Below are 11,798 nucleotides of genomic sequence, written 5' to 3'. Positions count from 1 at the left end.
GTCTACATTTTTGTGAGACACCACGCTAGGGATGCCCGGAACGACCATAATCTCAAGGCCGCTGGCTCTCCGGCCAACCAGGAATGCACATGATGCAGGAAACAGTGAAATCCGAACGCGGAGTTCCCGCCAAGATCGCCAATGAGCTGCGGTTGCTGATCGCCCGCGGCACGCTCGCGCCCGGGATGCGGCTGGGGCAGACCGAACTGGCCGAGCAATTCAACGCCAGCCGCGTGCCGGTCCGCGAGGCGCTGAAGCTGCTGAGCTCGGAAGGCATCATCGAGCACGACCCCAACCGGGGCTTCTTCGTCACCCGGCTCTCCCGCGATGAGGCCGAGCAACTGTTCGCCCTGCGCCATCTGGTCGAGGACGAATTGCTCAAATCCGTCGACTGGCCGGACGCCGAAGAGCTTGCCGAACTCGAACGCCGCGAACAGCGCCTCGAAGAGCTGCTCGACGAAGGCGACCGCACGAGCTGGTGGAACGAGCATCGTGAATTTCACACGATGATCTTCAACCTCTCCCCCAAGAAGACCATTGTGCGCGAGGCCATCCGCCTGTGGGCATTGACCGATCGCTACCGCGCCCTCCTGCCGCTGCCGCGCCGGAACAGCGAGGAGCGCAAGGTGGTGGACAAGCGCGAGCTGCTGAACGCCATCCGCCAACAGGACAGCAAGAAACTGCTCGCCGCCCGCCGCACCCGCCGCGAATCCTTCGAGCGGATGCTGCTGGAAACGCTGGAAGCACGCGGGCTCTAAAGTCAGCCACCTGCCACGCTCAGCTCTAGCGGGCGATCCTCACGCGTCGCGGGCGCAGCGAAACCCGATATGCGATGTGGAGGTATCCACCGTCTGCGGATAGCGCGCGGCGGGGCGATAGCGCTGGCAATAATTGGGCGCGCACAGATGCGATCCGCCCTTGAGCACGCGGCGGGGAAAGCCGCTATAGGGATCACGGCTGGCATCCTCGCTGGCGCCGCGCGGATTATGCGGCGCGCAACAGGGCTTGGTCGGCGCGTCGTGCCGATCGACATACCAGTCGCTCGTCCACTCCCACACATTGCCGATCATGTCCCAGAGGCCATAGCCATTGGCCGCATAGCGCCGCACGGGCGAGGTACGAAGATAGCCGTCCGAAAGATCATTCTGGTGCGGGAAATCGCCCTGCCAGGTGTTAGCCAGCATGGCCCCGCCGGGGTGCAGTTCATCGCCCCAGGCGAAGGCCTTGCGATCCAGCCCGCCCCGCGCGGCGAATTCCCATTCCGCTTCCGTCGGCAGCCGCTTGCCCGCCCAGGCCGCATAGGCCTCCGCATCGGCGCAAGCGATATGGACGACGGGATGATCCGCCAGCCCGTCGATGGAACTCTCCGGCCCCCAGGGGTGGCGCCAGTCGGTCCCGAAGGAGAATGTCCACCACCCCATTGGATCGTGCAGCGGCACGGGGGTCGGCGGCGGCGTGAACAGGGACGAGCCGGCCTTCAGCATCGCCGGATCGGCACCGGGATAGTCGGCAGCGTCGGGCACCGTTTCGGCCACCGACACATGGCCGGTCGCTTGCACGAACCGCGCGAACTGCGCATTGGTGACTGGCGTTTCATCGATCCAGAAAGCATCGACCGAGGCCGGATGCGCGGGGCCCTCATCGGAATAATGGTCGTCCGACCCCATCCAGAACTGCCCGCCCGCCACACGGATCATGCCGTCTTTAATCTCTGGCGCACTCATCATGCCACCCTGCGCCTGATCGGTCATCGCTTCTGCTTGCGTCCTTCCTGAGTCTCGATCCGCCGGTCCTCGAGACTGCGGCGGACGAGATAAGCATCAATGGCGTCGACCTGTGCCGGCGTCAGCTGGCCTGCGAAGCTGGGCATGCCCATCTCCGCCAGCGCGCCGCCCAGAACGACCTGCGAAAAACCCTTCGTGCCGAGCAATCCCGTCCGGCGCAAGTCCGGATAGGCGCCGGCGCTCACCGCCCCGCTGCCATGACAGCGCAGGCAGAAGCGGCCGAACAGTCCGTCGCCCTGCGCGATTTGGGCCGGCGTCCCCTTGTCCACCACATCGGGGAACGGCAGTGGCTCGGCCGGCGTGAATGCAGGCAGCTTCGCCGCCCCATCCAATTTGAACACCAGCAGCCGGTTGGGGCCGATGGTCTTGCCGGCCTTGAGCGCCATCACCCCGCCCGTCAGTGGCCATCCGCCGCCCCAGCCGGCCATGACTGCGATATATTGCACCCCGTCCAGCCGATAGCTGATCGGCGGCGCGACGATGCCGGTCTGCGCATCGAACGACCAGAGCTGCTTGCCGCTCTCGTCATCATAGGCGACCAGCCGCCCCTGCGCATTGCCGCCGAAGACGAGGCCGCCCGCCGTCGCCAGCACGCCGCCATTGAAGGGCGCCGCTTCCTCGCTTGTCCAACGCGGTTTGCGGGCAATCGGGTCCCAGGCGATCAGCCGCGCCTTCATGCTGTCGTACAGCGCCTTGCGGTCCGCCGCGCTCATCGCGCCACCGCCGCTCATCGCGACGCCGGACGTATAGGCGCCGATCACCTGCGCTTCCTGCGGGTTGGGGCCGAAAGGCATGCCGACGTCCTGCGCCGGAATGTAGACCAGCCCCGTGCGGGGACTGAAGGCCATGGGCGGCCAATTATGCCCGCCGCCTGAGCTCGGGAACTGGAAATGCGGCTGGCCGGTGCGGTAATAGCGTGCTTCCGGCACGATGTCCGGACGGCCGGTCTTGGGATCGATGCTCTTCGCCCAATTCTGCGGCACATAAGCGGTGGCATTCAGGAACTCGCCGGTCGCGCGGTCAAGAATGTAGAAGAAGCCGTTTTTGGGCGCCTGCATCAGCACTTTGCGCGGCTTGCCATCGATCTCCATGTCCGCCAGCACGATATTCTGGGTCGCGGTATAATCCCAGGCATCGCCCGGAACCTGCTGGAAATGCCAGACATATTCGCCGGTCGAGGCCCGCAGCGCCACGATGGAGGACAAGAAGAGATTATCCCCCTTCCCGTCCGAGCGCATCTGATGATTCCATGGCGAGCCGTTACCGGTGCCGATGTAGATGAGGTCCAGCGCGGGATCATATTCGATCGCATCCCACACCGTGCCGCCACCGCCATAGCGCCACCACTGGCCTGCCCAGCTTCCCTGCGCCTTGGCCAGCACCGTGTCGGACGCGGCATTGTCCTTCGTGCGCGGCTTCCCGGGGACAGTGTAGAAGCGCCAGGTCAGCTTGCCAGTCGCGGCATCATAGGCACTCACATAGCCGCGCACGCCGAACTCGGCGCCGCCATTGCCGATGACGACATTGCCCTTGATGACGCGCGGCGCCCCGGTGATCGTGTAATTCACCGCAAAGGGGCCGGACTGGTCGATCGTCTGCGTTTCCCAGACCGGCTTGCCGCTTTTGGCATCCAAGGCGATCAGCCGCCCATCGAGCGCGCCGACATAAACCCGGCCCTGCGCCACCGCGACACCGCGCGAGACCGGCCCGCAGCATGAACGCGCAGATGCCGCGCGGACTTCTGGATCGTAGGTCCACAGGCCCTTGCCGGTGCGCGCATCGATGGCGGAGACGACATCATAAGCGCTGACCACATAGAGCACGCCATCGACCATGATCGGGGTCGCTTCCTGTCCGCGATCCGTCTCCAGGTCGAAGGACCAGGCCAAGCCCAGCCGTGACACGGTCTCGCGGTCGATCTGGTCCAGCTCGGCAAAGCGCTGCGCCGTCTCGGTGCGACCATGCAGCGGCCACTCGACATCGCCGGCCGCTTGCCCACCGTCTGCGGCATCGCGGCAGGCGGAAGGGAGGACAAGCAGCAGCGCGGTCAGCGCCATCATGCGCCTGAACATCAAACCCACGTTTAAAATCCCTCTCCCTCGCCCCACTGCCCGCTATGCGGTCCGTTCCGCGTCCGCCAGCGCCCGGCCGAGCACCGGATGCGCGAAGTGCATCGCCAGTTCCTGCCGATAAGGCCATGTCTGGCGCTGATTGTCGACCAGTTCATCCGGGCCGAGCGGGTCTTGCGGGAAGGTCTTGGTCAGCGGCTGGAGATGCGCGATGGTCTTGTACCAGCCGGCATCATAATCCGCCTGCCATTGCACGACATAATCGAGCCGCTTGATCTTCCAGACCCCGTCCTCGCGCACATAATCATTCTCGTACATGCCGGCTTCGTAGAACTGGTCGGGCAGGCCCTCCGGGCGATAGTCGCGGCTCTCATGATTGCCGCCGAGCAGCAGCGCGCGAAACCGGCCCTTGGCGGTGCGGCGATCCGGCGCGACGGTGATGATGTCCTGCATCTGGAAATGATCGAGCAGGAAGCCATAGACCGGGCCGGGGCGACCCTGCGTGAAGAACTGGCGGAACCAGTCGCCATAGAGCCGCCGCGCACCCACCTTGCCGCGATAGATGCCGGAGAGAAAGATGATCTCGGCATCGTCGGAGAACAGCTCGGCCAGTTCGTCCGAACGGTTATAATCGGTATAATAGCCATAGGCATTATGAAGCCGGCGGATTGCATTGAGATCCTCCAGCATCCCGATCCGCTCGGTCAGGGCCTTTACATCGCTGCGCAGCGCTTCGATCTCGCTCATAATCCTGCTCCTGATTGCTCTTTTGCTCTGTGCGGGCCGCCAGGGTGGATGCCGGGTTGCCTCATCCGCCAAGGCATCGGTTGCTCCCGATTGCAAAGCAACGGCCCGGTCCGCTATCAGTTATAAGGGAGGGGCTATCGCTTATGGCATTCACGATCCGGCAACTGGAGATTTTCGTCGAAGCGGCGAAGGACGAGAATTTCCGCATCACGGCGGATCGTCTCGGGATCAGCCAGCCCTCGATCAGCAATCATATCAAGGCGCTGGAGCAGAAAGCCGGCGCTCGCCTGTTCGATCGTCAGCGCGGATCGACAGCGCGCCTTTCCGCTCTGGGCCGCGATTTGCTGGATCAAGCCCGGTTGCTGCTGCGTGAGGCGAACAAGGTTCAGTTGGGCGCCACGGCCGGCAATGCGCAAAGCTATGTCCTGAAGGTCGCCGCCGGCCCTTATCTTATCGATCAATGGATCAGGCCGTGCCTGCCGGATTATTATGCGCGCGGCCAGGTGCCGAATGTCGAGCTGATCCTCTCCGCGCCGGGCGAAGAAATGCTCTCCATGCTCCGCAGCGGCAAGGTGGACGTCGCCTTCTTCACCGGCCGGCCACCGGTCGCGCCGGATCTCACCATCGAGACACTCCGGCGCGTGACCAGCAGCCTCTTTGGCACGTCCGCGCTGGTCGAGGCGGTGGGGAGCGATCCTGCCAGGATCAGCGCCGCCCCGATGATCATGATGCCGGACAACACACCGCATAACGACTGGCTGATCAACGCGCTGGCCGATGCGTGCATCTACCCGTCCAATGTCGTCGCGCGACCGCAATTCACCGATGTCGCGATGGGGCTGGCGCTCAATGGGACGGGCCTTGCCATGCTGTTCGATGAGGAAGCCGCACCTGCCACCACGCGCGGACAACTCCATCGCGTCCCGGTCGATTTCGAGCCGGGCTATCGCCTGATGCTCTCGCGCAAGGGGTTCGACGATGCCCGCGGGCGTCTGGCCATCGATCATCTCCGGCGCACGCTGCAGGCCGGACGCGCCGCCAACTGAGGGTACCGGCCGACGCCTGCCCTCTTCACTCCGGCGCATCTCAATGGCGCGGCACGGAACGCTCCGCGCTCTTGGTCATTGTGCTAGCGATCAAGGAGACCGCACATGATGAAAACTTTGCTCGCCGGCGCGGCGATTGGTTATTTCGGCAAGAAGCTCTACGATGAAGGCAAGCTCGATCCCTATATCGCGCGCGCCAAAAGCACGCTCGCCGAGCTTTCCCCAGAACAGGCGGACACGCGCGCCCCGCGCGGCGTGGGTCAGGACGAACAGCCCAATATGGCATTCTGAACGGGGTCGCGGGCGCGAGCTGGCACCACCTTCGAATGACAGGCACTAAAAAGGGGCGCGGTCATTCCGCGCCCCTTTCGTTTTCAGCTTAGACTCGTCTGAGATCAGAAGCTGTAGCTAAAGCCGATCTTGACGCCGTGGTCCTTCCACTGGTCGCCGATGTTGCCCACGTAGGTGGCGCCGATGGAGCCGCCCGGCATGATGTTGGCCTGAACGCCGCCTTCGAGACGCAGGGTATCGCGGGTCGTGGGCAGGCCCGCGACCGAGAAGGCCTCGCCGGTCGAGAGGATGTTGCGGCTGGTCGCATCGACATCGCCAAAGCTGCGCAGCCAGGCTGCCGAGACGCGCGGGCTGAGCACCGTGGTGGCGCTGACCGGCACTGCGCCGCCCAGACGCAGACCCAGGGTGGTGTAGGTCACATCGCGGGTGCTGTCCGTGACGCCCAGCGCGGTCAGGGCGCTGCCCGTCTCGGTGAAGGCATCGCTCTTGAGATGGACATGGGTCACGCCGGCAAAGGGCTCGGCCGTCACCGCGCCCAGCGGGAGAGCATAGCTCACCTCACCGAAGGCAGAGGCGCTCCTGGCATCATAATCGCCCGCCAGCGCATCGTTGACGCCCAGGAACGCCACCTTGCGCGTCCCGTTCACGTCGAGCCAGCTATAGGAGGCGCCGATCCGGGCGCGCAGGGCGCCCCAGCCACCGCCGGCATAGACCAGCGCGCTGTTGCCGTTGACCGTCGCCTCACTGCTGCGCCCATCGACCCGCACCTTGTTCTGCTCATGCGCAAAGGCCACGCCCAGACGCCAGCCACCAAGGCCCGTATCGACACCGGTGATGAAGCCGAAGGTGCTCTGCGTCGCCTTGATCGCATTGCCATTGCTCTTGAGCGTGCTCCACGCACCGATGCCCTGGCCCCAGACCGCCGTGCTGCCATCACGCAGCGTGCGGGCCGACGAGCCGGCACCGGCCAGCGTGCGGCTGACCACATCGGCCTGCTCCATGCGGCCGATCACCATGTCGCCAAGCCGGCGGGTGCCGTCCACCATCAGCGTGCCCGCGGTCGCCCACAACTCGCCCGACAGCGCATCGAACGCGCGGACGGCGCCGGCTTCCTCAAGCTGCCCCGCCACCGCACGGGACAGGCTGGCATTGTCGTCACTCGCATCCAGCGCGAGGGCCACGGCCAACTGGTTGGGCGTCACCGCCACGCTCTCGAAGCTGCGATTGTTGCGCGTCAGCACGAGCCTGACATTATTGGCGTCATAGCTCAGCTCAGGCGTCAGGAACGGCAGATCGACATCGGTGGCCGCAAACTGCCCGGTCACCCCGCCCGCGGCCGTGATGATCGTGTACTCATTGCTGAAGCGATAATTGCCTGCAGCCGCCAGCACCGAGACCGTGCCGCCCTGGATGGTCGCCGTCCCGCCGACAATCAGCTTGTCGCTCTCGCCCTCGGCATTGACCTCCACCTCATAGGTCGAGCCTGCCTGGAACACGACATTGCCCGCTGCGGTGAGCGTGCCGATCGAGTTGCCCGGCAGCAGCGTGCCGCCATTGCCGACCACGATATTGTTCACCTGCCCGCGACCGCCCAGGGCCGCATCGCTGCCGACCGTGATCGTGCCGCCCATCGAGCCGTTCACCCGCGTCACGATGCCCTCGAGGTTGAGCGCACCGGTGAACGAGCCAAAGCTCTCGCCGGTCAGGTTGATGCTGACGGGCGCGCTGGACGGACCGTTCAGCGCAATCGTTCCGCTGCCGCTGAAGCTGCCGCCGAACAGCGTGTTGCTGCTCTGGTTGACGGTCAGCGTGCTCGTGCCCAGGCTCACCGTCCCGCCCGCGCCACTCAGGCCCGCAACGGTCTGGTCGGTGCCGCTCAGGTCAAACTCGCCATCATCCACGACCAGATCGGTCGCGCTGTCGAGCTGCGCCAACAGCCGCACCCGGCCCGCCTGCACCACCGTCGACCCGGTATAGCCATAGTCGCCCGAGAGCAGCAGCGTGCCCTCGCCCTGCTTGATCAGGCCACCATTGCCCGAAAGAGCGCCGGTATAGTCATAGTCGCCAATCTGGTTGAAGATCAGCGTGCCATTGTTGGTGGCATCGGCCAGCAGATCGCCATTCTTCAAGCCATTGCCCACCTGCAGCGTGCCTGCGGTGTCGATCAGCAAAGTGCCGCCCAGCTTGCCCGTCAGCAGCACCGTGCCGCCATCAATGGTCGCATCGCCTGCAAAACCACTGCTGTCACCCGAGAAGGTGATGGTGCCCGCGCCTGTTTTCAGCACGGTGCCCGTGCCGCTCAGCCTGCCCTTGTAGCTCGTGGTAGCCGGATTGGCGAACACCAGCTCGCCCTGTTCGGCGACATTGACATTGTTGCTGATCGTCCCAACAAACAGGGCCGTACCCTGCTGCACGTCAAGCTGGACGCCGCTCATCGAGCCGCCGAAGGTCACTCTATTGTCGCCGGTCTTGATCACCGTGCCCTGACCGGAAATCTGGCCGAGATAGCTCACATCGTCCGCACGATCGAACAGCAGCGTGCCGTAATTGGTGACATTGGCAGTGATCGAGCCGGTCGTGGCGCCGTTGCCGAGGTTGACCGTGGCGCCGTTGCTGATCCCCAGACCGCCTTCGAAATCGCTGGCGTTGGTCAGGGTGAGCGTGCCGGCAGACACGTTCAAACCGCCCGTTCCGGTGATCCGTCCGGAAAAGACCTGCGAGGCATTGGCCAGCATCAACCCCGCATCACCGACAATCACCGTTCCGCTACCGCCAAGATCGTTGATCTGTGCGCTGGCTGCACTGGTCAGGTCGAAGGTACCATTGACCGTTACGGAACTCGATTGGTTCACCCGGCCCTGATTGGAGAGGGCCAGTGTGGCGTCGGCATCAATCGTCGTGGCGCCAGTGAAGGTATTCATCCCGCTCAAGGTGATCACCCCGCCCGCCACGGTCAGATCGCCCGTGCCGGAAATGACCCGGTTGTGATGAAGCGCATCGGAGCGATCGAACACCAGCAGACCGTTATTCACAAGGTCGCCGTCGAAGGAGCCACTGGTGCCGCCATTGCCGATCTGCAGCGTGCCGTCCTGCTCGATGATCGTGCTCGCGGCACTCGTCGTGTTGGCCAGCACCAGCTTGCCGGCGCTCACGTTCAGCGCGCCGCTGTAGTTTCTGCTGTCCCCGGTCAGGATCGTGGTCCCGGCCAGCACGTCGACCACGCCGGTGCCGGACAGGCCGGCGGCCAGCGTGTAATCGGTCTCACTGTGGTTGAGGACCAGCTTGCCGACCCCGGCACCGAACTGAATGCCATTGACGGCATCGATCACGCCAGCCGCCTGGGCCGCACTGCCTGCCGCCGCGCCAATGTTCAGCGTGCCCGTCGAACCGGCCTCATAAGCCAGCGTGATGCCGCGATTACCGTCAGACTTGAGGGTAGCGCCATCGGAGACGGTGACGACGCCGCTGCTCCCGGCATATGTGCCGACCATGACGTAAGACGTGCCGCGCGCGAGCGTGCCTTCACCGCTGATGTTCAAAGTGCCCTGGCTGCCATCCACGAAGCCGACAATCAGCTTGTCACCGCCCAGCAGCGCCTCGTCCGTCACGGTGGCCGTGCCTGATCCATAACTGCCGATGGTCATGTTCCGGTCGGTCGTTACGCTGGACCCGCTGCCTGAGACTGTCATCTGACCGTTGCCGTTGGCGCTTGCGCCAAGTCTCACATCTGCATCGCTGCCGGAGGCGGCAATCGTCGCGCCGTCCGTCACGGTGAGGATGCCTTCGCCGCTGGTGCCGATCCCCAAGCCGCTTGCGCCGATGTCCCAGCGCGTTCCCACGCCGCTGAGGGTGCCGGTGCCGAGCGATCCGGCATTTACGCCGAAACTCCCGCTGGTGGATTGCATCGTCGCGCCGCCGGACAGGATGAGCGTGCCCTGGCCACTCCCGCCGAACTGCAGGGAGCCGCTCTGCAGATGGCTATTTTCACCCGAAACGGTGATGGAGCCGACACTGCCCTCGACCGCACCGACGGAGGTGGAGGTGTTGACCACGACGGTACCGCCATTCTCGATCGCCACGCTGCCGTCGCCATAATAGCCGACCGTCAGGAATTCGGTCGTGACCGTCGATCCCGTTCCCGTGACGAGCAGCGAACCGCTCTCATCTTCCATGCCCGGCATTGCCGAATTGGTGCTGTTGCTGACGATGATGTTGGGGGCGTTGAAGGTGCCGCCATTCACCACGGTCAGCGACGCCCCGTCGAGCCCGCCCAGAAAGACGATGTTCCCGCTCGTCGTACTGCCATCAATGACCGTCGCGCCGCCGGTGAGCATCATGTTGCCAGCAAAAGCGCTGTTGTCGCCCGTGAGGGTCAACGCTCCGCTGCCGGTCTTGATCACAGAGCCTGAGCCTGAAATTGCACTGGAGAGCGTATAATCCTGCGCCTGGGCGAATTCGAGTTTCGTGGCACTGGTCGCAACGACGATACCACCGTTCAGCGTGGCGCCGCTGGCGAGTGTCAGCTTGTTGGTACCGCCCGTGAAATTCAGGGCCGCGGCCCGCTCGCCATTGCCACCAAGGCCGCCCGATATGGAACCGCCAGCGCCGATGGAAAGAGCAAGGTTCTCGCCTTGAATGCCTGCGCCGCCCGCACCGTTGATGAACATCCCGACCCCACCGGCGCCACCTGTCACCGCGGTGTCGATCGTGAGGGTGGTGAGGCCGCTCATGTTCTCGATCAGGATGCCAAAGCCCCCGGCCCCGCCGAAGTTGCCGCCTTGGGCATCACCGCCCGTGATGCTACCGCCGGAGATCGAAACAGTGCTGCTCCCGGTACCGCCGGTGAGCACAAGGGCAGAGCCGCCATTGCCGCCAAAGGACTGACCTTCGCGGCTCCCGCCGCCCGCCCCGCCGGTCAATGTGCTGTCTGTGATGCTGATGGCCGTATTGCCGGCCGGCTGATCGATAACCAGACCGCTGCCACCATTGCCGCCGACGCCAGCCCAGCCATAGGCGCCGCCTGCGCCGCCGGTGGCACTGACGGTGATTGCGTCGTAAGAGTCGTTAAGACCGGTGACGACCGCGCCGAAGCCGCCGCCCCCACCGCCGCCACCATATCCAGCAAAACCTGCGAGGCCGCCATTACCCCCGTTGCCGCCCGTGAGCGTACCCGAGCTGGGCAGATCGGTAATAAGCCCGACATAGCCATGCGCGCCGCCACCGCCGCCGCCACCCGAACTGTTGTCGCCACCGTTGGAGCCGTCCGTGCCCGCCTCACCGGCGAGAGTTCCACCCGCACCGCCAACGCCTGCATTGTCGCCCGAGCCAGCCCCGCCATTGCCGCCCGTCAGGCCGCTACCGCCACCGGCACCGCCGGAGAGATAGCTCGATTCAGAACCGACCCCGTCCGTCCCGCTGTTCCCCGTTGACGTAGTGCTTGCGCTCCCGCCTGCGCTCGTGAAAGTACTATCCCCCGCCATACCACCCGCGCCGTCCGACGCATGTGCAGGCAGGCTGCCCACCGCGACCAAGAACGTCGTCGCCACCGAGCAGCGCAGAATGGATTTGAAGGACGTCCGGCGATTCCCAACGGGATGAAACATGCAATAACCCCACGTTCAAATTAACAACTATAAATATTCAATATATCTCAACGAGATAATCATACCAACGGATGGGCATTGATTATAAATAATTAGTTAAAATAATTTATTTATTTCGATATATTTGGATGAAATATTGAATTACGACGACACGTCATTTCGGAAAAGGAGAGGTGCAACTTAGGCCGCACCTCTCAATTCATCTCGATTCAAAGGACGCAACTGCTCGCGCCCTTCGTTTTAACGGTCGGAATGGCC

The 11,798-nt window shown here is 64.3% G+C and carries 7 protein-coding genes; 3 read left to right on the top strand and 4 right to left on the bottom strand.

Annotated features, from left to right (window positions below; all coding sequences use genetic code 11):
• Positions 1-89: 89 nt before the first annotated feature.
• Positions 90-758, top strand: a complete 669-nt coding sequence (locus tag M2342_RS06880) for a GntR family transcriptional regulator (RefSeq protein WP_181560131.1) — start codon at positions 90-92, stop codon at positions 756-758.
• A 39-nt stretch (positions 759-797) separates the two neighbouring features.
• Here the strand turns inward: M2342_RS06880 and M2342_RS06875 are convergent, their stop codons facing one another.
• The 3 genes from M2342_RS06875 to M2342_RS06865 are packed head-to-tail and all read right to left on the bottom strand — an operon-like array spanning position 798 to position 4,600.
• Entirely contained in the window at positions 798-1,697 is a 900-nt protein-coding gene (locus M2342_RS06875) for a formylglycine-generating enzyme family protein (RefSeq protein ID WP_264580008.1), read from the bottom strand.
• A gap of 50 nt (positions 1,698-1,747) precedes the next feature.
• Complete coding sequence (locus M2342_RS06870; protein WP_264578540.1) at positions 1,748-3,844, bottom strand: PQQ-dependent dehydrogenase, methanol/ethanol family; 2,097 nt, start codon at positions 3,842-3,844, stop codon at positions 1,748-1,750.
• Positions 3,845-3,898: 54 nt separating this feature from the next.
• Positions 3,899-4,600 carry a nuclear transport factor 2 family protein gene (locus M2342_RS06865; protein WP_264578539.1) on the bottom strand — a complete coding sequence of 234 codons (702 nt, stop codon included), beginning with the start codon at positions 4,598-4,600 and terminating at the stop codon, positions 3,899-3,901.
• A gap of 143 nt (positions 4,601-4,743) precedes the next feature.
• On the opposite strand from M2342_RS06865, the gene M2342_RS06860 reads away from it, so the two are divergent.
• A complete protein-coding gene (locus M2342_RS06860) occupies positions 4,744-5,646 on the top strand; it encodes a LysR family transcriptional regulator (protein WP_264578538.1) in 903 nt (300 codons plus the stop codon).
• Positions 5,647-5,751: 105 nt separating this feature from the next.
• Positions 5,752-5,937, top strand: a complete 186-nt coding sequence (locus M2342_RS06855; RefSeq protein ID WP_181560134.1) for a hypothetical protein — start codon at positions 5,752-5,754, stop codon at positions 5,935-5,937.
• Between the two features lie 104 nt (positions 5,938-6,041).
• On the opposite strand, the gene M2342_RS06850 is transcribed toward M2342_RS06855, so the two are convergent.
• Positions 6,042-11,540 (bottom strand): autotransporter domain-containing protein, encoded by a 5,499-nt coding sequence (locus M2342_RS06850; protein ID WP_264578537.1) that lies wholly within the window; start codon positions 11,538-11,540, stop codon positions 6,042-6,044.
• Positions 11,541-11,798 lie beyond the last annotated feature (258 nt).

This window comes from Sphingobium sp. B8D3A (genome assembly GCF_025961995.1).
Lineage (GTDB): Bacteria > Pseudomonadota > Alphaproteobacteria > Sphingomonadales > Sphingomonadaceae > Sphingobium.
Note: the sequence above shows the minus strand (reverse complement) of the source record. Positions and strands in the feature narration are given on the sequence as shown.

Coding starts and splice junctions, on each gene's coding strand:
- M2342_RS06880 (WP_181560131.1), top strand. CDS start 90: ATGATGCAGGAAACAGTGAAATCCGAACGCGGAGTTCCCGCCAAGATC.
- M2342_RS06875 (WP_264580008.1), bottom strand. CDS start 1,697: ATGATCCGTGTGGCGGGCGGGCAGTTCTGGATGGGGTCGGACGACCAT.
- M2342_RS06870 (WP_264578540.1), bottom strand. CDS start 3,844: ATGATGGCGCTGACCGCGCTGCTGCTTGTCCTCCCTTCCGCCTGCCGC.
- M2342_RS06865 (WP_264578539.1), bottom strand. CDS start 4,600: ATGAGCGAGATCGAAGCGCTGCGCAGCGATGTAAAGGCCCTGACCGAG.
- M2342_RS06860 (WP_264578538.1), top strand. CDS start 4,744: ATGGCATTCACGATCCGGCAACTGGAGATTTTCGTCGAAGCGGCGAAG.
- M2342_RS06855 (WP_181560134.1), top strand. CDS start 5,752: ATGATGAAAACTTTGCTCGCCGGCGCGGCGATTGGTTATTTCGGCAAG.
- M2342_RS06850 (WP_264578537.1), bottom strand. CDS start 11,540: ATGTTTCATCCCGTTGGGAATCGCCGGACGTCCTTCAAATCCATTCTG.